Source organism: Ralstonia pickettii (assembly GCF_000607165.1).
Lineage (GTDB): Bacteria > Pseudomonadota > Gammaproteobacteria > Burkholderiales > Burkholderiaceae > Ralstonia > Ralstonia holmesii.
In genome coordinates, this window is record NZ_JFZG01000025.1 from 178,014 (window position 1) to 202,108 (window position 24,095).

The following is a 24,095-nucleotide window of genomic DNA, read 5'->3' on the forward strand; positions in this document are numbered from 1 at the left end:
ATCAACCCCGGAAGATGTCGAAAGGCTCGATGCGTAGTACCTTGCGCACCCCGATGTAGCCAGATATGCCGGCAATCGCCACCACCATGGCCAGCGCCAGCATCAAATTGGTGAACGTGATCATGGCCGCATAGTCCGGAATGCGAAGACGCACCAGCGCGATCGACGCGGCACATAGGCCGATGCCCAGCCCGTAGCCAACCAGCGCCACGAACGTGGCCTGGAAGACGATCATCGTGACCAGCTCGCGCCCCTTGGCCCCGATGGCCTTGAGTGCGCCGAAGCGCTCCAGGTTTTCCAGGATGAAGGTGTAGAAGGTCTGCCCCGATATGGACAACCCCACCACAAAGCTGATCACCGTCATCAGCAGGATGTTGGTGCCAAGCCCGGTCTGGAAGGTATAGAAGCGAGAAATGCGGTTGATGAACTCTTCTTTGGTCACGGCGCGATAACCTAGCCGGTCTACCGCACGTTCGATCGCTGCAATGTCGGCCTCGGTCTTGGGCTCAATCAGGATGTATGACATCGTGTAGCGCGTACCGGGCAGATATTGCACAGCGCGGCGATACGTTGTGTACAGGGTGGGCACGCCAAACAATCCGCTTGTTGCCACCTCGCCAATGCCGACGATCACCCCTCGATGGTCGTTGACTTCGAATTCCGTGCCGATATGTGGGTTTTCGAGCTTCCCGAACTCGGCGTCCTGGATGACGATGAAGGCGTTCTCGCCGTACAGATCCTGGATACGGCCACTGAGCATGCGAGGGCGGCCGAACAGGCTGGTGTCGTCGATGCCGACCACGGTCACGGGCTGATAGGCTCCGCTGTTCAGACGCACAAGTGCGCCGCCTGAATACAGCGGTACGGCAAATTTCACGCCGTGAATGCTGCGTACCGCATCAAGAACGTAATCCGGCATGCCGATGGAATTGGCCACGGTGTTGACAGCCGGATCCATGACCCACATGCGAGCGCCGATGTTGTACACGGCAGACGAAGACCGATTGAGCACGCCCGCAAACAGCGACGTCATCTCGATCATCAGAAACACCGCAAACGTAATGCCGACCAGCAAACCGCTCAACTTGGCCTTGTCATTGACCAGCAGCTTGTAGGCGAGTTTGAGAATGGCTTGCACATGGCCCCCAGGCCATGCATGGCAGACAGGGATACGCCCCGGGCGTGATATCGACCGGCCGATGCATGTGCATCAACGATAGCGATTCGGGCGCGGCGGCCTTTGACGTGTCGCAAGACCGCGCTGGGTCCTGCGGGGATTGCGCTACAGCGTATCGTCGTCGGAGAACAAGCGATGACGTATTGCGTAACGCACAAGGGCAGCTTCGCTAGAGAGCTGCAGCTTGTCCATCAACCGCATCTTGTAGGTGCTGATGGTCTTGGCGCTCACACACAGGCTTGTGGCGATTTCGGTCAAGGGCTCGCCGCGCACCAGCCGGCGATAGACCTCCATTTCACGGTCGGACAGGCGCGTGTGGGCGGCCTCATCACTGGGCTCGCCCAGGCTGTGGGCGAGCTTCTCCGCCATGGGCGGACTGACATAGGTGCCGCCGCTCGCCACTTTCTGCAGCGCACTGACCAGTTCGGTGGCGGCGCTTTCCTTCGTCAGATAACCGGCCGCCCCAGCACGGAAGGCGCGCGCTACGTACTGCTCTTCAGCATGCATGGTCAGCACCAGCACGCGCACCCTGGGGTGATCATCGTGCAGCTGGCGGAGCAGCTCCAGCCCGCTGCGCCCCGGCATCGAAAGATCGAGCACGATCACCTGCGGTTGATGGTCGCGCACCAGTTGCACCACCTGCGTACCGTCAGAGGCTTCACATGCGACTTCAAAATCCCCCGCGCGCTCCAGGATATGACGCACGCCATCGCGCATCACGGCATGATCGTCGGCGATCATCACGCGAATCATGTCCGTGCCTCCTCAATGGCTTCGTGAACGGCGGGAAAGCTCACACTCAAGCGAAAGCCGCCCCCAGGCACGTGTGTGATCGTTGCCTGCCCGCCCAGTAACCGGGCCCGTTCGCGGATGCCAAGCAACCCCAGCGGCTTGCGTTCACCCACCGCCGGAGGCGCCCCACTCCAGCCATGCCCATTGTCTTGAATGGACAACTCCAGCACGTCCTCCTGCTGCGAGAACTCGATCTCAACGCGAGTGGCATCGGCGTGGCGCACGACATTGTTGAGCGCCTCCTGCACGATCCGAAAGACCGAGATGGCAGCGCGCTCGTTCATTGCCAGTTCTTGTGCATGCACAGTCACGACCAGGCCAAAGCGTTGGCGAAAATTCTTGGCCATCCACTCGATGGAAGGCACAAGCCCCAGCTCGTCGAGCAACGGCGGCCGAAGATCCGCCGAGATCTGCCGCACGGCAACGATCGTCTCGTCAATCACGTGTTGCATCGCCTGGGTCTGGTCGATCAGCGCCTTGTCGCTCCGTGCGGCCTGCAGATCCGCCGCCAGCAGCGAAATGTCCATCTTGAGCGCACTCAGGCGTTGCCCCAGATCGTCGTGCAGTTCACGGGCGATGCGGTGCCGCTCCTCTTCCCGCGTTGCCAGAACGCTGTCCGACAGATGTTGCAACTCTTCCTGAGAGCGCCGCAGCGCCGCTTCCGCGCGGGCACGCTCCGTGGTATCGCGCAGCATCACCGTGAAAAGCTTGCCGCCGTTCACCTCGATCTGCGAAATCGACGCTTCGATCGGGAACTCTCGCCCATCGGTGTGCAGGGCAAACAGCGGGCGCTGCTTACCCATCTGGCGTTCCGACACGCCCGTCACCCCGAAGCGCCTCACGTGCGCTTCGTGCGCGCCGCGAAACCGCTCGGGAATAAAGTCTGACAGTGGCCGACCGATGGCCTGGCGAGCTGAACAACCGAACAGTGTTTCGGCCATGGGATTGAACAGCACGACGCGCTGGCTGTCATCGACTGAAATGATGGCTTCCATGGACGAGCGGATGATGCCGGCCAACCGGGCTTCGCTCTTTTCAAGGTACGACAGATCGCGGGCGACGGCGGCTCGCAACTTCCGTAGCCGCAGCCAATAGAACACCAGTGCGATCACGGCAGAAATACTTGCCGAGGCTAGCAAAACAAAGGGAGCGTCCCCGGCGTTGAGGGCAAATGCCAGCCGGGCAACCGACGCGGCCAGCAGCAAAATGGCCAGCCCACCCACCACAAGTTCGGCTGAGGTGGATTGCAACTGCAGCCGCCGCCTGTGCGTCGCCTTCGAGGATTGAGCGTCTTTCTCCGCCACCGGACACCATCAAAAGGTCGGGATGCAATCAACATAGCCCATTCCTAAGGCTGGAGATACTAGCCGTGTGAAGGAGACGCCCCCCGGAAAACCCTGCCGCCGCTGTCAGGGAACCCTGACAACGGCATGGCACATCCCGACGACCATCTCAGCACTGCCTGATTTCGTGCAAACCCGGCACCTCCGATACTGAGCGTACGGACACCGGACCCTGGTGGAACGCTGTGACCGGATACCCACCATCTCACCGAGGATGTGTGGTTCAAACACTACAGACGCCTTCCGGAGCCGCCCCATGATTCCGCGCACGATAGAGTCCCCTGCACCCGTCGAAACCCGCCATCCTGCTTCACTTCCTCAGCTCAGGCTCGTGCGCGACGCAACACAGGTCCGCCAGACAACGCCACTGATCCCCAGCAGCCAGTGCGCCAATTGCATGATGCACTGGGCCTGCATCGCGAGCGCTGTACCATCCGCGCAACGCGAACAGCTGGACCAGATGGTGCACACCTGGCGCAAGATCGCCAAGGGCGAAGCACTCTTCCGTGCGGGTGACATCTTCCACGCACTGTATTCCATCCGGTCGGGATCGTTCAAAACCGTGGTATCGCACCCCAACGGCGCAAATCACGTCACCGGATTCCAACTGTCGGGCGAAACGCTTGGGCTCGACGGCATTGCCGCCGATCGCCACACCTGTGATGCGATTGCCCTGGAAGACAGCACGGTCTGCTCCATGCCTTTCCATTGCGTTGAGGACCTGTGCCAGGACATCCGCCCACTGCAACATCGCCTTCACCAACTGATGGCCGAAGAGATCGTGCGCGAGTCGGGCCTCATGCTGCTGCTCGCCGGGCTAAGCGCGGAAGCGCGTGTTGCCACCTTCCTGCTGAATCTCTCCACGCGCATGCAGGACCGCGGATACTCCGCTTTGAGCTTCACGCTGCGCATGACCCGCGAAGAAATCGGCAGCTACCTTGGCATGCAGCTTGAGACTGTCAGCCGAGCGCTGTCGAGGTTCCAGCGCGAAGGCTGGATCGTGGTGAGCGGCAAGAACATCGAGCTGACCGACAAGGCCGCCCTGATGGAGCTTTGATCGCTCTGCCTGCCCCTCAAAAAAAACATGCCGCCCCGCTTTTTCTGGCGGGGCGGCGTGTTTTTTTTCCTGCATATTTCCAACCTTACGGCGCGATCTGGAGATGATCGATGACTTCCGTCACGCCAGGTGCGGACCATGCCGCCCCCTTGGCCGCGCGCCGCTCCGCTGCGGAACCGATGTGGCCGCTGAGCGTAACCGTCCCGCCCTGAACAGAGACGCGGATGTGGTCGGCCTCGCGCGCGGCATGCCGCTTGAGCGCCGCACCAATCTGCTCGGCAACATTGGCCGGCGCCACGCGCGCTTTGATCCGCAGCCGGTTGATCAGCCCGGCGACACCGCGCAACGATCCCACCGCATGCGCCGCCTGTTCGCTCTGATATGGCCAGTCCACCTCACCCGAGAGCGTCACCCAGCCATTTTCGACCAGCACCTCAATGCGGTTGGACGGTAGGCTGACCTGCCATTCCAGCGCGGCACGGGCCGCTTGGGCAACGTCGGCGTCCGTGTGTGCTCCCGGCAGACGGACTTCGATTTTCTGCACGACTCCACGCACACCAGCAACACGCTCGGCCGCATGCTCTGCAGCGAGCTTCTCCATGTAGCTGTGCACGTGGCCGGTCAGTGTCACCACGCCGTTTTCCACTTCCACACCAATCGCCGCGGCATCCACCGCAGGTTCCCAAACCAGTTCGTCGTTGACGTCCTGCTTGATACCCAGATCGCTTTTCATACCTCGCTCCTGCTAGATAGAGTCGCCTGGCTATGCCCAGTGGCGTTCACGCGCCGTTTGGCAAGACAGACAGCGCATGGCTGTCGGCTGGGCTTGCAGGCGTAGAAACGGAATCGCTTCGCCACAATCGACGCAGATGCCGTAGCTGTGCTGCTGCATACGCTCGCGTGCAGCATTCAGTTGCTCAAGCTCCCTTCGGTAACGCACAAGCATGACGTCGTTCGTTTGGTCCCCCGCCTCTTCATCGGCAAGATCCGCGTTCTCGAACGGCGCTTCACGGGGCATCGGCACAACGGATCCGCCCAGCGCCGATAGTTGGCGCTGCACGCGTGCTTCCTGTTCGTCGAGCAAGCTCCTCAGCCGTTTCCATTGCACCTCGGTAAAGCGGGTCATGCCGAGTCTCCTTCTGTTGATTCAGCGTCGCACCGTGTGTTCGGCTTCACGCTTCCGTTGGCGAGAGCCAGGCCGGACGCTGCCTCGATTGCTCCCACCGGCCGGCCGCCTTCACCTGATCGATAAAGCCCGCCATCTCCTCCTGCGATAACCCGCTGAGCACGTCGCGCTGGAACAGCGCCAGCACCGGCGCGGGAATGGTGGCGGTGATCCGCATGATTTCTTCGACCGCACGGAATGCCCCGCGCGCCGCCATGACGCAAATCACGGACAGGTGCGTGGACCCGGGCAATTGGTCAGCCAGGAAGTCCCGCATGGGCGAAGCCAGGTGGCCCATCCAGATGGGTGCGATCACGATGACGTGTTCGACTTCATCAAGGGACGGACCTTCATAGCGATACTTGGCGCGCGCATGGAATACCGTTTCGATGACACAGCGCGCATCTCCCAAGAAGCCGGCACGCGGATGCTCGTCCGTCACCTCGGCAAGCTGCCATCCGCTTTGCGCAGCCATCTGTTCGGCCACCTGACGTGCCGTGCCGGTGCGCGAGTAGTACACGATCAGCTTCTTTTCCATCTCGTACTCCAGGGATTTCGAAAGCAGTGGAACGGGCAATTGCCTCTAGGAAACAACCCACATCTGATCGACAACGGCACGCACGCCCGGCGCGTCCCATGCGGCTTCGCGAGCCGCACGGCACTCGTTGAGGTTGCGCAGCGGCCCATACAAGGTCACCGTCCCATCCGCCACGGAAACACTGAGGCGCGAGGCGTCGACCACCGCCAGGCGTTGCAGCGCCCTCGCAATGCGATCACTCAGATCCGCCGGGCCGGAGGCGGGGCGCAATGTCAGCGCATTGGCCACGGACTTCACGCCGTGGACTCTGCGCACCGTGTCTAGCGCCGCACGGCGCTGGAAGTCCTGGTCGACTTCACCGCGCAGCGTCACGGCCCCGTCTTCGACGGTGATCTGTACTGCACCGGACGGCACCGATGCATTCCAATGCAACGCACTGCTGATTGCCTGCGCAATCTCGTCATCCGGGCGTTCCATATCCGGCGGCATCCGTACATCCACGTGGATGACAAGGGCGGTCACACCGGCAACGCGCCGGATCGCCTCTTCCGCGGCATGCTTGTCAGCGAACGTGTCGACGCCGCCGGAGAGCGTGACGACGCCGTCCTTGGCCTGCACTGCAAAGCGACTGGCATCCACCGCCGGGTCCCATTGCAGTTCTTCTTCGACATCGTGCTTGAGCTGGATATCGTTTTTCATGGCGACCTTCTCTGGTTCAATTGAGGTCGAAGCTCAGTGCGACATCAGCACCGGCACGGTCATCGTCTTCAGCAGGGTGCGTGTCACCCCGCCCAGCACGAGTTCGCGCAAGCGGCTGTGCCCGTAGGCTCCCATCACGATCAGATCGGCATTGAAATCGGCCGCTCGCGAGAGCAGCAACTCACCTACGGCGGTGTCGGAATCTGCACAGTCGGTCTCTTCCACCGTTGTGTGAATGCCGCGCGCGTTCAACGCACGCGCCACCTGACCCACCGTGGTTTCTTCGGCCCAGTGCTTCGGCTGCGTGCTCGTGATCTGCAGCACGTGCACATTTGCGCCCGTCATCATTGGCATGGCGTCGTGCAGCGCACGGGCCGATTCGCGACCGCCGCTCCAGGCCACCAGAACGCGCTGCGGCAATGCCGTGAAGTTGCCCGCGTACGGCACAACCAGCACCGGGCGGCCCGACTCCAGGATCAGGGTTTCCACAAAGTCGCCGGCGATAAATTCATCCGGGTCATCGTGGTTCCGTTGTCCGACGACGAGAAGATCGGTCTCCCGCGCTTCGCGCAGCACGAGTGCCACGGGATCGCCTTCCACGGCACGCCACTCCGTTTCCACCCCAAGGCGCTCCGTCGCCTGGCGAAAGCGCGCTTGTACGGTATCGCGGATGCCGTCGCGCCGGATGCGGTCTTCCTCCAGATAGCGCGCAGCGTTCTCCATCATGTAGAACCAGCTGAGGCTTGGCGCAAAGCTCGCATAGATGCCGACGAGTTTGGCGCCGTGCGCCTGCGCGTACTGGGCCGCAAGGTTGAGGCGATGCATGGCGCGTTCGCTGCGATCCAGATGCACCATCACACTGGCATAGCTCATGGTCAGATCCCGATGTTGTGTCAGAGGACGAGCTACCCGGCTAGGCAATGACGGCATTGCTTAGCGGTTCGGTCGCCGCATGCGGTGTTTCCGTGGGCAACGCGCGGACGAGCAGCACCGGCAGCGTGCTCCGGCGTACAACGCTCTCGGCCACGCTGCCCAGGAGCAAACGCTGGAAGCCGCGACGCCCGTGCGTGCCCAGCACCAGGGCTTGCGCACCGACGTTATGGGCCGCCTGTTCAAGGGCAGTGCCGATATCGAAGGTTCCGATGGGGTCGTCCACCACCACGCTGTGGACGTGCACACCTGCCTTTTCGGCCTTGGCCCGCGCGTCGGCAACGATTTGATTGCCTTGTTTGACCAATGCCTCGGTAAAGGCGCCGACATCGATATAGCCAACGTCGTACATCAGATACGAGTTGTCGATCACGTGGGCGATGACCAGCTCAGAGCCGAGCTTTTGCGCAAGCTGGATTGCCTCGTCCAGCGCGCGATCTCCCGTAGGGCTGCCATCCACCGCCACCAGAATCCTGTCGTACATGATCTGCCTCCGTCGAATCCGTCGTCCGCCCCAAACGGGGTTGCTGGATTCCATGTTGGACCACCAAGCGGATCACCCCTTGATTTACATCAGCGTTTGGCTCACCGGATGCGCCGGCCATGCCACTTGATCTGCCTCAAGCGCTTGCGTCCAACGCTCGATAGACTCGTTCGCTATCGACTGCCTCCTGCTGCAGTCACGGAAAGCTCACGGCACCTTGTGCGGGATCAACCTCCGACACCTTCCCGTTCTTATAGTGAAAACGTACGCGCATCGGAGTTCAGCATGAGGGTCGACGAGATTTGTTCCCACCGCATCGTCCACGTTCAGGCAACGGCAACGCTGCAACAAGCTGCCCGGTTGATGCGGGACGAAAGCGCCCGGGCGTTGCTTGTCACGGAACACACCGCTGGCGGTTCGCGGGTGGTGGGCATCGTGACAGACCGCGACATGGTGGTGCACGGCATTGCCAGCCGCAGTGATTGCACCCAGACCGCCGTCTCGGAAGTCATGACGCGCGGTCTTCTGACCATCCACAATGACGCCGTGATCAGTGAAGCCTTGCGCTCGATGCTGAGCCACGGCCTGCACCGTCTGGCCGTGGTCGATCGCCAGCAACGGCTGGTGGGCATGCTCAGCCTGGACGACACCATCCGCGCGATGGGCGGCGAATGGACCTTGCTGGCCGGCATTCTCGGTCGCGAGAACGCGACCGGCTCCCGCCAGCATGCGCCGTCCGATTTGATTCTCTGAGTCTTCCCCTCTGGAGACGGGTCTGATCCGCATGTGCATTAGCCAAAATTGACTAGGCGACAAACCAGAACACCGCCCAGCAGGACAAAAGCATGGTCAGCAGACCTGCGGTGACCCTGCTGGCAAAGGCACGCCCACCGCTGATGGCCACGACAACCTTCGAGAACGTGTTGGCCGTCAGCGCGAGCATCACCAGCGTGCCTGCCGTAGATATCTGCAGCGTATGACCAGCAACCTGCGTTGCAATGGATGCAGTCGCGGCATGCACATCGGCAAATGAGCCAAACACGGTGACAGCCACCACCGCTGCTGTCCCGAACCATGTGCGAGCGGCGGCGGCGGCAAGCAGCAAGGCCGCCGTCCACAACGCAAAACCGATCGCGACCCTCCAATTGATGGATGACGCTGAACTCTCCGGCGCCTCCTGAAGCGGCTCGCTGCCGCGCCATATCCATAGAGCAGACCATGCCACGGTCGCTATCATGCCCACCGCCAGCGGCGCCGCCAGCACGCGCAGCAAGTCGATGCTGATGGCGGCAATCAGCAGCAGCATCTGCACCATCGTGGCGACGTTGGACAGCAGCGCTGCGGCAACCGCACCGTCAATGGGTCGATGGTCCTTCCGGACCCGCGACGCCATCGCCGTGATCGTTGCCACACTCGATGCAAACCCACTGAACAGGCCGGCCAGCGGCAAGCCGATGCGCTCTCCAAACCATCGCGCCGCAAAATGGCCTGTGTTACCGGTCAGCATGACAAGCAGCACAACCAGCCACAGCGTATGCGGGTTCCAGGCGTTCAGCGGCCCTATGTTCCGGTCGGGAACCGCGGGCCAGATCAGCAATGCCGCGACGGCGAGGATCAGCAGATCGGCGAGTTCACGCTGGGTGATGACCGTACGGGCAAACCGATGCAAACCCGCTTTGGCATAGAGCAGGACCAGAAGTACCGTACCTAGGCCAGCCGTCATTTCGGGCTCGCTCACGGCATAGGCGCCTAACAGCGTGGTCGCCACCAGTGCGAGTTCCGTCGTCACGCCAGGATCAACATTGGCCGAATGGTGATAACCCACCGCCGCCAACACCGCGACCGTCAGCAACACAATCGGCAAGGCAAACGGCACCGGCAGGCTTGCCGCAATGGCGCCTGCCAGCGACCCAATCGCAAAGGTTCGCATGCCTGCCGGCAACTCTGCGCTGCCGGTGTGACTACGCTCGCGCTCAAGGCCGATCGCCAGGCCCACGCCCAAGGCAACCGAGAAGGACAGTAGTGAAGTCATTCAGTGGAGCCGGATGGCCGTTGCATTGCACCCATTCAGTATTGCGCGTGGCAACGCTTTCCGATTGATCTGGCGCAGTCGATGGTCGACTGCCGGGGCGGAGTTCCGCAGGGCTGATCCATACTGACCAGACATGCCAGACGGAGACAGCGATGTCTGAATCGATGCAGGCCATGGTGATGGAAGGCGCCGGAAAGCCATTGATTTGGCGTGAAGTGCCCAGGCCCACACCTGGACCGGGCGAGGTCCGGATCGCCGTGTCCGTGTGTGGTGTGTGTCGTACCGACCTCCATATCGTGGACGGCGAACTGACCGCCCCGAAACCATCCCTCATTCCCGGTCACGAAATCGTAGGTATCGTCGAGTCGTGCGGCGAGGGCGTGACGACGCCCGCCCCGGGCGAGCGCGTGGGCGTGCCGTGGCTAGGCTGGACATGCGGCGTCTGCCCGTACTGCCTGCACGGGCGCGAAAACCTGTGCGACCACCCTGCCTTCACCGGATACACGCGCGATGGCGGGTATGCGCAATACGTCGTCTGCGACGCGCGATACTGCCTGCCGATTCCGGCGCGGTACAACGATGCCCACGCGGCGCCCCTGCTCTGTGCCGGCCTGATCGGCTACCGCACGCTGCGCATGGCTGGCGATGCGCGCCGGATCGGCATCTACGGCTTTGGTGCTGCGGCCCACCTCATCACGCAGATTGCCGTGGCAGAGCAGCGCGAAGTCTTTGCCTTCACCCGGGCTGGCGACACTGCGGCTCAGCAACTTGCGCTGGACACCGGTGCCAAGTGGGCCGGTGCCAGCGACGGCCCTGCACCGGAGCCGCTCGACGCCGCGTTGATCTTCGCGCCCATCGGCGCGCTCGTGCCGCAGGCGCTGCAGGCCGTGGTCAAGGGCGGCTCGGTGGTCTGCGGTGGCATTCACATGAGCGACATCCCCGCGTTTCCGTACCGGTTGCTATGGGAAGAACGCAAGCTGGTCTCGGTGGCAAACCTGACGCGGGCGGATGGGCTCGCGCTCATGCGCATCGCAGCGGAAGTCCCCTTGCGGGTTCACGTCACGCCCTATCGGCTGCAAGACGCCAACACCGCCTTGGAAGACCTCCGCGCCGGGCGGGTGGCCGGCGCAGCCGTCCTGCAGGTGTCTTCGGAAAACATTTGACACGTATCAACAGCCCAGGCGCCACGCTGTCTACGCTGAATTACACGCGGTGCCCTACTGCGCAACGCCTTGGAGACCACCATGTATCAGCGAATCCTGCTCGCCATCGACGGCAGCCACGCGTCCTATCTCGCGCTGCACCAGGCTATTGTGGTCAGCAAGGCGACGGGCGCGGAAGTCGAGGCCCTATTCGTTGCCGATAGCAGCGACATCACCTTCGACATGGTTGGAGTTGACTCGATTGCCTACGCCAACCAGGTGGTCGGCTACGGCCGTGACACGCTTGCCGAGGTATCGAAGAAGCTGGACGCGGCTGGCGTCAAGCATTCGACCAAATTGCTCGAAAACTCCATTGCGCCGGGGCAAATTTCCGCAACGATTGTCGGGGAAGCCAACGAGACCGGAGCCGACCTGATCGTGCTCGGCACGCATGGCCGGCGTGGACTCAAGCATCTGGTGCTCGGCAGCGTGGCCGAGGGCGTGGTGCGCAAGACCAACAAGCCGGTACTGATGGTGCGTAGCGAGGTCGACGAGTAAGAGGCAGCGAGCAGCGCGGCCTACCGATCCTCTCCTGCGAGAGGGGCACACCCTGACGCCGCCCGCCTGGAAACCCCGGACGGGCGGCGAAGTCTTTCTGGAAACCGGGCCTGTCGCGCGGCAGCTAGTGCATTCAAGCGCACTCAATTCTCTGCCCCCCTCCCCGTCCGGACCGGCCCTCCGCCCGCCGGACCAAGCCGCGACAGTGCAAAACGCAGCCGCGCCGGAACGCGAGCCAATGGTGATGCGTTTTGACGACAGTGTTGCCGCGCTGAACGTGCACGTCTGGGTCACGACCGAGCACTTCTGCGACATGCCGGTGGCGCTGTCCCTGCCAGTCCGCACCACCCTCGCAGATGCCCAGTGCGCTGCGCTCATGCGGGTTCGCGAGCTGAATATCGTGCAAGCCGCCGCCCAAAAAAACGAGGGCGGACGCATCTGTCAAGGCCGCAAAACCGCCCGGACCATGGCTGGATGAGGGTTGGGATTTTCTTGTGCATTCGCAAACGCATTGCATAGACTCACCTTTCAAGGCATCCCTATAGGCAATGCATCATGTGTCGCTGGCTGGCGTATTCAGGCAACCCCATTCAGATGGAGACAGTGCTGTTCCGGCCGCGGCACTCGTTGATCGACCAGAGTCTGCGCTCCCGCCTCGGCGGCGAGACGACCACCAACGGCGACGGTTTCGGCATCGGGTGGTACGGCCGCTACTCAGAAGTGCCCTTCCGATATCGTTGCCTGCACCCCGCGTGGAACGACACCAACCTGCGTGAAGCCGCTCGCGCCATCCGGTCTTCGATGTTCATTGCCCACGTGCGCGCGGCAACGGACACGCCCGCCCAAGAGACGAACTGCCATCCGTTCCGCTACGGCCGGTGGCTTTTTGCGCACAACGGGCTGATCCGCGAATATCCGTTGCTCCGCCGCGCGCTGATGATGGAAGTGGCGCCCGAGCTGTTTCGCTGGATCGAGGGTTCGACCGATTCCGAGATCATGTTTTTCCTGGCGCTCTCGTTCGGGCTGGACCGCGACCCACGCGGCGCCCTGGAACAGATGGTCGGGTTGATCGAAGACATCGGCCGCCGCCACGGCGTCGAATACCCATTGAACATGACGGTCTGTGCAACGGACGGCGTTCAGATTGTGGCCGCGCGCTATTCCAGCGAGGGCGAATCACGCTCCCTCTTTCACAGCACATCTTTCAAGCACCTGCACCAGCTCTATCCTGACAGCGCCGCAATTGAAGACGCAGGCGACGGGGCATTTCTTGTGCTGTCAGAGCCGCTTGTCGACCTGCCCGGCGCTTGGGCGGAGATCCCCGAAGAGACTGTCGTCATCGTCAAGGGCGGTGTGGTCGAACACCACCGTTTTGTGCCGCGCAAGCCCGGTCCCACGGGTTTTGACCTGCCCGCCAACCAAGCCACTTACGGACGCGAGGCAGGCTGATCGCGCTCCCGCCGGGGTGATACCAGCATCACCCCGTCCTTTTTTCCCCTCCGCTGAAACCTCCTGACAAAACGCTGTCAGGAGCCCTGCGTTACGCTCGCGTCCGCGTCATGTTTCGTAGGCGAACCGGATCTTCATAATCCGCTACAGTTTACGGCTCGAATTCTGATTGCCGGCGCGGCTGCCATCGGTTCATCCGCGCCGGCATTCCCCCTTACCTCCAAGCTCCAAGGAACGCCCTCCATGTCCTCCGGTGTCATTCGCCTGCGCGGAGCCCGTCAGCACAATCTCAAAAACCTCGATCTGGACCTGCGCACGGGCGAAATGACCGTCGTGACCGGCCCGTCGGGGTCCGGCAAATCCAGCCTCGTTTTCGACACGCTCTATGCCGAAGGCCAGCGCCGCTACGTCGAGACCTTCAGCGCCTATGCGCGCCAGTTCCTCGACCGCATGGACCGGCCGCAGGTCGAGCACGTTGAAGGCGTGCCGCCCGCCATCGCCATCGACCAGACCAACCCGGTGCGCAGCTCGCGCTCGACGGTCGGCACGATGACGGAGCTGAACGATCACCTGAAGCTGCTGTTTGCCCGCGCCGCACAACTGTTCGACCGCGACACCGCGCTGCCGGTGCGGCACGACACGCCGGAAACCATCTACGACGAGCTGCTCTCCCGCACGCGGGAGGGCGATCCGCGCCTGGTGGTGACGTTTCCCGTGGAGCTGCCGGCCAATACCAGCCCGGAAGAAGTCACGCAGTGGCTGTCGGTCAGCGGCTATACACGCGTGCAGGCCGAGCGCGTGGTCGAGTCCTCCACGGGCAAACGCAAGCTGCTCGACGTGGTGGCCGACCGCTTCCGCCTGCAGGGCACCGAGCGTGTCCGCGCGCTGGAGGCCATTGAGTCGTCGCTCAAGCGTGGCGGCGGCCGCGTGAGCGTGTATGTCTTGCCGGCCGACGAGGCGTCGCAACCCGTCATCTGGCGCTTTTCCACGGGCCTGCACTGCCCGGAAAGCGACCTGCGCTACGCAGACCCGCAACCCGCCCTTTTCTCGTTCAATTCCGCTTACGGCGCGTGCGATGCCTGCCGTGGTTTCGGCCGCGTGATCGGCGTCGATCTGGGGCTGGTGATTCCCGACGAGCGCAAGACCCTGCGCGACGGCGCCATCAAGCCGATGCAGACGCCGGCGTGGAAAGAGTGCCAGGACGATCTGATGCGCTACGCGGCCGCAGCCGACATCCCGCGCGGCACGCCGTGGGCAGAGATGACCGAAGCCCAGCGCAACTGGGTCATCAATGGAGACCCGGCCTTCAAACGTGGCGGCTGGAACAAGCAGTGGTACGGCGTGCGCCGCTTCTTCGACTACCTGGAGTCGAAGGCGTACAAGATGCACATCCGCGTGCTGCTCTCCAAATACCGCAGCTACACGACGTGCGAAACCTGCGGCGGTGCGCGCCTGAAAACCGAGTCGATGCAGTGGCGCCTGGGCACCAAGGAAAACGCCGACGCCGTGCTCGCACCCGAACACCGCTTCATGCCGCGCGGCGTAGCCTGGAGCCGCGCCCAGCTCGAAGCCCTGCCCGGCCTGACCGTGCACGACCTGATGCTGCTGCCCATTGAGCGCATCCGCCGCTTCTTTGACGAACTGACGCTGCCCTCAACGCTGCTCGACGACGCGCTCAAGCTGCTGCTGGACGAGGTGCGCACGCGCCTGGCGTATCTGTGCGACGTCGGCATCGGTTATCTGACGCTCGACCGCCAGAGCCGCACGCTCTCTGGCGGCGAAGTGCAGCGGATCAACCTGACGACGGCGCTCGGCACATCGCTCGTCAACACGCTGTTCGTGCTGGACGAACCGAGCATCGGCCTGCACCCGCGCGATCTGGACCGCATTGTCCAAGCCATGCAACGCCTGCGCGACGCGGGCAATACGCTGGTGGTGGTTGAGCACGATCCGTCCGTGATGCTGGCTGCAGACCGCCTGATCGACATGGGGCCCGGCCCCGGCGAGCGTGGCGGCAACATCGTCTTCGACGGAACGCCGGCGGCCATCCGCCAGGCCGATACGCTCACGGGCGCCTATCTGTCCGGACAGCGGCGCGTGGCCGATGCAACCGATTGGCAAGCGCGCGCCGTCAACGACGCCACGCCGCGTCTGGTGCTGGAAGGTGCGGCCGAACACAACCTGCGCGATGTCACCGTCGACATTCCACTGCAGCGCCTGGTGTGCGTGACCGGCGTGTCCGGCTCGGGCAAATCGACGTTGATCCAGGACGTCCTGCACCCCGCGCTGGCACGCCACTTTGGCAAGGCTACCGAATCGCCAGGCGCATTCCGCGCCCTGCGCGGCGCCGATCAGATCAGCGACGTGGTGTTCGTCGATCAATCCCCGATCGGCAAGACCGCGCGCTCGAACCCGGCCAGCTACGTGGGCGCGTTCGATGAAATCCGCAAGCTGTTCGCCAAGGCGCCGATGGCGCTGCAGCGCGGCTACACGGCGGGCACCTTCAGCTTCAACTCGGGCGACGGCCGTTGCCCGACCTGCGGCGGCTCGGGTTTCGAGCACGTCGAGATGCAGTTCCTCTCCGACATCTACCTGCGCTGCCCGGATTGCGACGGCACGCGTTATCGCGCCGAAATCCTGGAAGTGAAGATCCCGCGCGCGGGGCGCTCGCTATCGGTGGCCGATGTGCTGGAGCTGACGGTAAGCGAGGCCGCCAGCATGTTCGCTGATGACGCTGACGTGCTGCGCGTGCTGCAACCCATCGTTGACGTGGGCCTGGAATACGTGAAGCTTGGCCAGCCGGTGCCGACGCTCTCCGGCGGCGAGGCACAACGCCTGAAGTTGGCGGGCTTCCTGGCCGAAGCGGCGCAAGCCGCCCAGGCGGCGGCTCGCAAGCGCGTCAAGCAGGATGTGCCCGCCAATGCCGGCCGCCTGTTCATGTTCGACGAACCGACCACGGGCCTGCACTTTGACGACATTGCCAAGCTGATGCGTGCCTTCGGCAAGCTGCTCGAAGCGGGGCATTCGCTGATCGTGATCGAGCACAACCTCGACGTGATCCGCGCGGCGGACTGGATCATCGATCTCGGCCCCGAGGGCGGCGACGCAGGCGGCCTGCTCGTGTGCGCCGGCACGCCCGCGCAGGTGAAGGGCTGCGCTGAATCGCACACCGGTGTGGCGCTCAAGCAGTACGAAGCCAGCATCGGCCAGCCGGAGGCAGCCGAAGGTGTGCCGTTGCAGACCGCGTTGGCTGAACGCCGCGCAAAACGCGCCGCCTTGGCCGAAGTCCAGGGCGAAAACGTGGTGCGCATCGTTCACGCACGCGAGCACAACCTGAAAGGCCTGAACGTCGATATTCCGCACGGCAAGTTCAACGTGGTGACGGGCGTGTCGGGCTCGGGCAAGTCGACACTGGCGTTCGACATCCTGTTCCACGAGGGGCAGCGCCGCTATCTGGAATCGCTCAACGCCTATGCACGCTCCATCGTGCAGCCGGCGGGGCGACCGGAAGTCGATGCGGTCTACGGCATTCCGCCCACGGTGGCCATTGAGCAGCGCCTGTCGCGTGGCGGCCGCAAGAGCACGGTGGCGACAACGTCCGAGGTGTGGCACTTCCTGCGTCTGCTGTATGTGAAGCTGGGCGTGCAGCACTGCATCCACGACGGCACGCCGGTATCAGCGCAAAGCCCGGAGGCGATCTTTGCCCAGCTCATGCGCGACCATCGCGGCCAGCACATTGGCCTGCTCGCGCCGTTGGTCGTGAACCGCAAGGGCGTCTATACCGACCTTGCCAAATGGGCCAAGGCGCGCGGCTATACACATCTGCGCGTCGATGGCGAGTTCCTGAGCGTCGACCCATGGCCACGCCTGGATCGCTTCCGCGAGCACACGCTGGAACTGCCCGTGGGCGACATCGTTGTCTCGCCGGAAAACGAAGCCGCGCTGCGTGCATTGCTGGAGCAGGCGCTGGAATACGGCAAGGGCATCATGCACGTGCTCGCGCCGCTCGATGGCCTGCAGAACGCCATGCGCAACGGCGGCACGGCGCACGTCGGCAATGTGAAGGTGTTTTCGACCAAGCGCGCGTGCTCGACCTGCGGCACCAGCTACCCCGAGCTGGACCCGCGCATGTTCTCGTACAACAGCAAGCATGGCTGGTGCACGAGCTGCGTCGGTACCGGATTGGCGCTCACGCGCGAACAGCGTGCCGCGTTTGATGACACCGTGCTCGGCGGTGACGATCGCGGCCGCGAGCAGACGTTGCCGTCGGAGGAGGTCGATCCGGACGGCATGACCGACCTGCCCTGCCCGGATTGCCACGGCACGCGCCTGAATCCGACTGCGCGCGCTGTCACCTTTGCCGCCAAACCCATCGTCGACATTGCGCAGTGGACGGTCAGCCAGACCCGCCGCTGGGTCGAGGGCCTGGACCTGACAGGCCGCGATGCCGACATCGCCCGCGACGTGGTGGCCGAGATTCACAGCCGCCTGTCGTTCCTGGAAGAGGTCGGCCTGGGCTACCTGAGCCTGGACCGCGCCGCGCCGAGCCTGTCGGGCGGTGAAGCGCAGCGTATCCGCCTGGCTGCGCAACTCGGCAGCAACCTGCAAGGCGTCTGCTACGTGCTGGATGAGCCGACCATCGGCCTGCACCCGCGCGACAACCGGATCCTGCTCGACGCGCTGCGCAAGCTGGGCGACAAGGGCAACACGCTGGTGGTGGTTGAGCACGATGAAGACACCATCCGCCGGGCCGATCACATCATCGACATTGGCCCGGGCGCCGGCAAGCGCGGCGGCACGCTGGTTGCACAAGGCGGCGTGGCGGACCTGGCAGCCCAGCCGGATTCGCTCACCGGCCGGTTCCTGTCGCAGCCGATCGAGCATCCGCTGCAGCCGCGCCGTCAGGTGGTCGCACCGCGCGCCGGTGTTCAGGCGGTGCCCGAGCAATGGCTGACGGTGCATGGCGCCAAGCTGCACAACCTGCGCAACGTGACGGCGACGATGCCGCTGTCGCGCCTCGTGGCCATTACAGGCGTATCGGGCTCGGGCAAATCGACGCTGGCTCGCGATGTTTTGATGACGAACCTGCTCGATGCGGTCGGCCGTTCGGTGCTGTCTTCGCCGGCCACGCGGCGCGCGCGCAAGACCGCACAGGCCGAGACGCCTGAGGCGAAGATGCCGCGCAAGCTCGACGTCAAACACGACTGGCACGGCTGCGACAGCGTCACCGGCTGGGAAACCATCGACCGCGTGCTCGAAGTCGACCAGACCCCGATCGGCAAGACGCCGCGCTCCTGCCCGGCCACCTACATCGGCGTGTGGGACACCATCCGCAAGCTCTTTGCCGACACGCTCGAAGCCCGTGCGCGCGGCTATACCGCCTCGCGCTTCTCATTCAATACCGGCGACGGCCGCTGCCCCGCCTGCGAAGGTCAGGGCGTACGCACCATCGCCATGAGCTTCCTGCCCGACGTGAAGGTCGGCTGCGACGTCTGCCACGGCCAACGCTTCAACGCCGAGACGCTTGCCGTCACCTGGCGCGGCAAGAACATCGGCGATGTGCTCACCATGGAAATCGACGAAGCGGTCGAGTTCTTTGGCGCGATGAACAGCATCGCCCATCCACTGCAACTGATGAAGGACGTCGGCCTCGGTTACCTGACGCTCGGCCAGCCTTCGCCCACGCTGTCCGGCGGCGAGGCGCAGCGCATCAAGCTCGTCACCGAGTTGTCCAAGGTGCGCGATGACCTGACCCGCCGTGGCCAGAAGGCACCCCACACGCTGTACGTGCTGGACGAGCCGACCGTGGGCCTGCACATGGCCGACGTGGCCAAGCTGATCCGGGTGCTGCATCGCCTTGCAGACGGCGGCCACAGCGTGATCGTGATCGAGCACGACCTCGACGTGATTGCCGAAGCGGACTGGATCCTCGATCTCGGCCCCGAAGGCGGCGATGAGGGCGGCACGATCGTGGCGGCGTGCGGGCCGGAGGCGTTGACGCGCGTAGCGGCCAGCCATACGGGCGCGGCTTTGGTGCCGGTGCTGGTACGCGGCAAGCAGGTCGACCCAAGCAAGCAAGGCGAAACGGTCTAGCGTGGCGCGCGACGGTCTCGGGGCAGATGGAGACCGTCAGCGCGGTGCGCCGCTCGGTGTGGCGTGGGCAATTCTTTCGCTTTCCTGAGCAAACCGGCAAAAAAGCCTGCCCGAGCAGGGTTTGCCCTAAAGAACCGGGCTGCGCTGCCGTCACATTGTGGAGATTGTGAAGAAAGCGTTTGCGCGCGTCCGACCATGGCCACTTCGTCCACAAGCAACAACTACATTCCGCCGATCTCGGTTCCGGGCATCGGTACGAACATCGACGTCAACAGCCTTGTCACGAAGCTGATCCAGGCGGAAAGCAAGGGCATGACGCTGCGGCAGACGCAGCAGAAGGCTTTTCAGACGCAGTTGTCGGCGGTCGGCTCGCTCAAAAGCGCGTTGGCGACCTTCCAGACAGCGATGGCGGCCCTGAACAACCCGGACACGTTCACCGGCAACAAGGCCAGCGGGCACGACACGTCAATCCTCACGGCTTCGCTGTCCAACACGGCGCCCGCCGGCACGTATCAAGTCAACGTGACGCAGCTTGCGCAGGCGCAGGTGCTGTCGGCCAACGGGCAGGCATCCAGCAAGACGCCCATTGGCGGCGGCACGCCCACCACCCTCACGTTTTCATTCGGTAGCGTCTCGGGCGGCAGCTTTGCCAACGGCAAATACACCGGCGCCACGTTCACGCAAAACGGCAACCAGGCCGGCGGCTCGATCACCATCGACCCATCGAACAACACGCTCGCCGGCATCCGCGACGCCATCAACAGCGCCAACGTGGGCGTCTCGGCCAGCATCGTCAACGACGGCAGCAATTCGCCCTATCGGCTGGTGCTGACGTCCACCGCAGGCGGCGCCAATTCGGAGATGAAGATTTCCGTCTCCGGCGACCCTGCTCTGCAATCGCTGCTGAGCCACGACCCGGCCGGCACGCAGAACATGACCGAGGTCGCCACGGGCCGCAACGCCATGGCCACCGTCAACGGCATCAGCGTGCAGAGCGCCACCAACACGCTGACGGACGTGGTGGATGGAACGTCGTTCACGCTGGCCAAGACGGGCAGCACGACCGTCACGGTCGGCAGCGACGCCGGCCAGGCCAGCCAGTCGGTGCTCAACTTTGTCAAGGCGTACAACGCGCTGCGCATCCAGCTCAACGCGCTGACCAAGTTCGACACGGCCAACGCCGCCAACAACGGCGCGCTGGCCGGCGACGTCAGCACCAAGATGATGATCAACCAGCTGACCGACGTGCTGGGCCAGGGCATCGGCAACGGCGCGTTCCAGTCGCTGGGCAGTATTGGCGTGACGATGGACAAGGAAGGCACGCTGTCGATTGACGACCCCAAGCTGACCGCCGCGCTGAAGAAATCGCCCGGCCAGGTGGCGGCGCTGTTTGCCGGCACAGGCACGGCGACGGATTCGCTGCTGAAGGTCTCGTCGTTTTCAACGACCACGCAGGCCGGCAGCTATGCCATCAACGTCACGCAACTGGCCACGCAGGGCGCATTGAAAGGCTCGGCGGCCGCCAACGCGACCATCCAGAGCGGCGTGAACGACAGCCTGTCGGTCACGCTCAGCGGCATTACGACCAACATCAAGGTGCCGGCGGGCAGCTACACCCCGTCGAGCCTGGCCGCGCAGATCCAGAGTCAGATCAACGCATCGCCTGACCTGCAGAGAGCGAAGGTGGAAATCGCCATCGGCGCCGATGCCAACGGCGTGCTGACGTTGACCGACAAGCAATACGGATCGGTATCCACGGTGTCTGTGTCGGGCAATGGCGCAGCGTCGCTGCTCGGCGGCAGCCCGACGGCCACCGGCGGGCGCGATGTGCAAGGCACCATCAACGGCGCTGCCGCCACGGGTTCGGGCCAGAACCTGTACGGCGCCAGCGGCTCCGCAGTAGATGGCCTGACGGTGCAAGTCACGGGCGGTGCGTTGGGCGACCGCGGCACCGTCACCGTGCAGCGCGGCTACGCGGCGCAACTGCACACCGTGTCGGGCAACTTGTTGTCGAGCAACGGCATGGTGCAGAACGCCACCGACGCCATCAACAGCTCCATCACCTCGATCGGCAACCAGATCGACCGGATGCAGAAGCAGCTCGATGCCAAGCAGGCGCTGTATTACGCGCAGTTCAATGCGCTGTCGAAGGTGGTGGCCAGCATGACGAACACCAGCAACTACCTGACGACGCAGCTGGCGCTATTGCAGAAGCAGCGGACGGCGGGCTGATCGCGCTGACCGCACCTTGAGTGCGCATCCGCCGCGGCCATTTGCATGGTTACTGCTGCGGCTTTCCCCACAACGGATTTTTGTTGTCCGAACCCAGCACCTGGGCGAGTACTTCGGCATCGCCGTCACGCGCTGCCGGAGTGCTCTTACGCGCGCGGGCGACCTTGGCTCGCTTACCGTGCTTCTTGGCGTGCACGGTTTTCTTGATTCCGCTTTGCGGGGCATTGCCCGGGGCCGGCACGGTGGAGGTGTGCTGGGCGCAGATGCCTGCGCTCATCCAGGCGGTGGTCAGGAGGGCTGCGGCGAGTTTGTATTGCAGGTTCATGTGAGAGAGTTGACTGACTTAGGAAGTGGAAATGCGAGCGCATGAGGCATACCGTGTCACCGCGCGCGAGTGACCTGCAAGCATCCGCGCCCGACCATCATTTCGCGCCAGTCTTCGCGGGCGGCGAGATGGGCTGATCACCGGATGTCTCGTCCGGGTTGTGGTAGCTGGTGTCAACGCTGTAGCCCTGAGCCTTCAGCTTTTGCTCGGAGCTGGCACGCTCGGCACGCATCTGGCGTTGCAGGCCGGGAAAGAGGTCGCGCCAGTGTGGGCGGTCCTGCTCATTGAACGCATTGCGCCAGAAGTTGGCGTAGCCCTCTAGCTTGATCTTGACGAAGTACGCGCCCGGCTCATCCACCTTCATGCGCGTCGAGTCTCTGGACATCTGTATGTCCATATAAACCCCGTTGAGATAAAAGCGCCACGAGGTCATGTCGGGCAGTTTCATCCAGTCTTCCAGGCCCGGCACATACTCCGGGTCCAGTGAATCCACCCCTTGGTCTTTCACGAGCCGATAGCGAAAGGCCTCGGCACCTGCCAACCGCGGATTTTCCGGATATATCCACCGCTTCCAGCCAGCCTGCTGGATACGCTTGAGCATTTCGTAGAACTGCAGGCGCGCCTGGTCGTGCGTAACGTTGTTTCGCGGCGGAATGCCCAGGCTGATGCTGTAGTCATAGATGCCTTCTTCAGCGTGGGCCTTGTCGAACGAACCCGACACACCCAAGGCGGTGTCCAGGCGCACCTCGCTCTTTTGGTTCTTGATGACGACCGTACCTTGCGAGCTGTCGGGCCAATCCACCGCATAGAAGGTCACGCCGTAGGCCTGCTCATTCTTGTTGTCAACATCCACGGCCTTGCCATAGCGCCCAATGAGCGCCTGCGGCGACTCGCCTATCTCAATCTCAATACTTTGCGGCATCACTATTTTGCTGGATGACTTGCTGGTGGAGGAAGGCTGGCACCCCATGAGCAGGAGCGCGGCCAGCGTTGCGAGAAGGCACGAAACCGTGCGGCGTGTTCGAACCATCATCGTGCAGGGGCTGTTTCGTCGGGATAGCGCACGCTGTCGGGCGTGCCAACCCAGCCGGCCATGGTCGAGAGTTGCGCTTCCATTCCGCGCGGGTCCTTAATCATCAGGCCGTGGAACTTGTCTGCAACCAGGCCAATCCACTTCATGCGGCTATCGTAGTTTTCCAGTTTCGTGTTCTCTGGAGCGACGTCCTCAAACGCCGGCAAGTCGGTATCGCACGCTGCCACGAAAGCCACTTTGAGCTTGGGCGCCATCCAACTGGTGGCGATGCCTACCGCATGACCCCACGTCCATTTACCGACATCGGCGCCGCCTCGCTGTACTTTTACCCACCAAGCGAAATCCGAATCCTTGTAGATCAGCGGCTGCAAGATGTTCCCTTGTTCATGGCGGGCCAGCGCCATGAGATTCTTGAACTGGAAATCTCGCCGCTTCACGTCGCTCGTGGCTCCGTCAAACTCTTTGACTCTATCGAACGCCTCTTTGACCTCTGGCGTCCACCGCAGGTTCTTGATCTTAGGCAGCGCCTCGCCAGCCCACGGCATCTTGTGCAACTGCTCCTTGACCTTGTCCACGTAGGTGTCCACGTCGCGCTTTTGCAAGCAGGTGTCGAACGAGTCGGCATCGAAGTTGTGATACCAGTGCCATGCAGCAATATCGTTGAACAGCCAGAAGTTACCCTTGCCTAACCCCGTACGCACGGTATCGCCCACCGCCCGGGTCGACAACTGCAGGGTCTCCAACGAGCATGCCACTGTTTTGCTGGCAAAGGCACCGAGCGCCATCCAGTAGTAGCGTCCCTTTTTTCTTGGGTCTCCATGCTCCTCCTGCTCAAGGTAGAGGCGTGCATAGGTGGCGGCGATACGCCGAGCCCGGGCCGGAAAAAAGTTGATAAGGCGGTTGCTTTTCTCGCCCTTGCGGTTAGACAGCCGCAGATAGCAAAACTGTTGTGCCAGCGACCACATCGTCGGGCATTGACAGTTCACATCGACGCAGCTGTCTGGTCGATCGTTGGTGATAGCGGTGACGGTTGTTTCATCGCTCAT

At 63.3% G+C, this 24,095-nt stretch carries 21 protein-coding genes; 8 read left to right on the forward strand and 13 right to left on the reverse strand.

The window, feature by feature from the left end; genetic code table 11:
* Position 1 precedes the first annotated feature (1 nt).
* From BG83_RS0122935 to BG83_RS0122945, 3 genes are all read right to left on the reverse strand, one after another.
* Positions 2-1,138, reverse strand: coding sequence for an ABC transporter permease (locus tag BG83_RS0122935; RefSeq protein WP_024978937.1), 1,137 nt, complete (start codon positions 1,136-1,138; stop codon positions 2-4).
* Positions 1,139-1,282: 144 nt separating this feature from the next.
* Complete coding sequence (locus BG83_RS0122940) at positions 1,283-1,930, reverse strand: response regulator transcription factor (RefSeq protein WP_024978938.1); 648 nt, start codon at positions 1,928-1,930, stop codon at positions 1,283-1,285.
* Complete coding sequence (locus tag BG83_RS0122945) at positions 1,927-3,273, reverse strand: PAS domain-containing sensor histidine kinase (RefSeq protein WP_024978939.1); 1,347 nt, start codon at positions 3,271-3,273, stop codon at positions 1,927-1,929. The genes BG83_RS0122940 and BG83_RS0122945 overlap by 4 nt, the downstream gene beginning before the upstream one ends.
* 295 nt (positions 3,274-3,568) lie before the next feature.
* On the opposite strand from BG83_RS0122945, the gene BG83_RS0122950 reads away from it, so the two are divergent.
* A complete protein-coding gene (locus tag BG83_RS0122950; protein ID WP_024978940.1) occupies positions 3,569-4,369 on the forward strand; it encodes a helix-turn-helix domain-containing protein in 801 nt (266 codons plus the stop codon).
* Positions 4,370-4,454: 85 nt separating this feature from the next.
* Here the strand turns inward: BG83_RS0122950 and BG83_RS0122955 are convergent, their stop codons facing one another.
* The 6 genes from BG83_RS0122955 to BG83_RS0122980 are packed head-to-tail and all read right to left on the reverse strand — an operon-like array spanning position 4,455 to position 8,185.
* Positions 4,455-5,102 carry a BON domain-containing protein gene (locus tag BG83_RS0122955; RefSeq protein WP_024978941.1) on the reverse strand — a complete coding sequence of 216 codons (648 nt, stop codon included), beginning with the start codon at positions 5,100-5,102 and terminating at the stop codon, positions 4,455-4,457.
* Positions 5,103-5,132: 30 nt separating this feature from the next.
* Positions 5,133-5,495 carry a TraR/DksA family transcriptional regulator gene (locus BG83_RS0122960; RefSeq protein WP_024978942.1) on the reverse strand — a complete coding sequence of 121 codons (363 nt, stop codon included), beginning with the start codon at positions 5,493-5,495 and terminating at the stop codon, positions 5,133-5,135.
* Positions 5,496-5,541: 46 nt separating this feature from the next.
* A complete protein-coding gene (locus BG83_RS0122965) occupies positions 5,542-6,072 on the reverse strand; it encodes a flavodoxin family protein (RefSeq protein ID WP_024978943.1) in 531 nt (176 codons plus the stop codon).
* Between the two features lie 45 nt (positions 6,073-6,117).
* On the reverse strand, positions 6,118-6,771 hold the full coding sequence (locus tag BG83_RS0122970) for a BON domain-containing protein (RefSeq protein ID WP_024978944.1): 654 nt from the start codon (positions 6,769-6,771) through the stop codon (positions 6,118-6,120).
* A gap of 33 nt (positions 6,772-6,804) precedes the next feature.
* Positions 6,805-7,644, reverse strand: a complete 840-nt coding sequence (locus BG83_RS0122975) for a universal stress protein (protein ID WP_024978945.1) — start codon at positions 7,642-7,644, stop codon at positions 6,805-6,807.
* Between the two features lie 40 nt (positions 7,645-7,684).
* Entirely contained in the window at positions 7,685-8,185 is a 501-nt protein-coding gene (locus BG83_RS0122980; RefSeq protein ID WP_024978946.1) for a universal stress protein, read from the reverse strand.
* A gap of 285 nt (positions 8,186-8,470) precedes the next feature.
* Between BG83_RS0122980 and BG83_RS0122985 the strand changes: the two genes are divergently transcribed.
* Positions 8,471-8,938 carry a CBS domain-containing protein gene (locus BG83_RS0122985; protein ID WP_024978947.1) on the forward strand — a complete coding sequence of 156 codons (468 nt, stop codon included), beginning with the start codon at positions 8,471-8,473 and terminating at the stop codon, positions 8,936-8,938.
* 52 nt (positions 8,939-8,990) lie between these two features.
* Here the strand turns inward: BG83_RS0122985 and BG83_RS0122990 are convergent, their stop codons facing one another.
* Positions 8,991-10,217 (reverse strand): MgtC/SapB family protein, encoded by a 1,227-nt coding sequence (locus BG83_RS0122990; RefSeq protein WP_024978948.1) that lies wholly within the window; start codon positions 10,215-10,217, stop codon positions 8,991-8,993.
* Positions 10,218-10,369: 152 nt separating this feature from the next.
* Here BG83_RS0122990 and BG83_RS0122995 point away from each other — a divergent pair, with 152 nt between their 5' ends.
* The 6 genes from BG83_RS0122995 (at position 10,370) to fliD (ending at position 21,691) form a co-directional block, all read left to right on the forward strand.
* Positions 10,370-11,380, forward strand: coding sequence for a zinc-dependent alcohol dehydrogenase family protein (locus BG83_RS0122995; RefSeq protein WP_024978949.1), 1,011 nt, complete (start codon positions 10,370-10,372; stop codon positions 11,378-11,380).
* An 81-nt stretch (positions 11,381-11,461) separates the two neighbouring features.
* On the forward strand, positions 11,462-11,917 hold the full coding sequence (locus BG83_RS0123000; protein ID WP_024978950.1) for a universal stress protein: 456 nt from the start codon (positions 11,462-11,464) through the stop codon (positions 11,915-11,917).
* Positions 11,918-12,155: 238 nt separating this feature from the next.
* Positions 12,156-12,395, forward strand: a complete 240-nt coding sequence (locus tag BG83_RS0123005) for a hypothetical protein (protein ID WP_024978951.1) — start codon at positions 12,156-12,158, stop codon at positions 12,393-12,395.
* A gap of 77 nt (positions 12,396-12,472) precedes the next feature.
* On the forward strand, positions 12,473-13,366 hold the full coding sequence (locus tag BG83_RS0123010) for a class II glutamine amidotransferase (RefSeq protein WP_024978952.1): 894 nt from the start codon (positions 12,473-12,475) through the stop codon (positions 13,364-13,366).
* A gap of 243 nt (positions 13,367-13,609) precedes the next feature.
* Complete coding sequence (uvrA, locus tag BG83_RS0123015) at positions 13,610-19,459, forward strand: excinuclease ABC subunit UvrA (protein ID WP_024978953.1); 5,850 nt, start codon at positions 13,610-13,612, stop codon at positions 19,457-19,459.
* Between the two features lie 195 nt (positions 19,460-19,654).
* Positions 19,655-21,691: a flagellar filament capping protein FliD gene (fliD, locus tag BG83_RS0123020; protein ID WP_024978954.1), complete on the forward strand. Its 2,037-nt coding sequence runs from the start codon at positions 19,655-19,657 to the stop codon at positions 21,689-21,691.
* A gap of 49 nt (positions 21,692-21,740) precedes the next feature.
* Here fliD and BG83_RS0123025 read toward each other — a convergent pair whose 3' ends face one another.
* From BG83_RS0123025 to BG83_RS0123035, 3 genes are all read right to left on the reverse strand, one after another.
* Positions 21,741-22,016, reverse strand: coding sequence for a hypothetical protein (locus tag BG83_RS0123025; protein WP_024978955.1), 276 nt, complete (start codon positions 22,014-22,016; stop codon positions 21,741-21,743).
* A 97-nt stretch (positions 22,017-22,113) separates the two neighbouring features.
* Positions 22,114-23,049, reverse strand: coding sequence for a hypothetical protein (locus BG83_RS29580; protein WP_160169400.1), 936 nt, complete (start codon positions 23,047-23,049; stop codon positions 22,114-22,116).
* Positions 23,046-24,095: a DUF2515 family protein gene (locus BG83_RS0123035; RefSeq protein WP_024978957.1), complete on the reverse strand. Its 1,050-nt coding sequence runs from the start codon at positions 24,093-24,095 to the stop codon at positions 23,046-23,048. The genes BG83_RS29580 and BG83_RS0123035 overlap by 4 nt, the downstream gene beginning before the upstream one ends.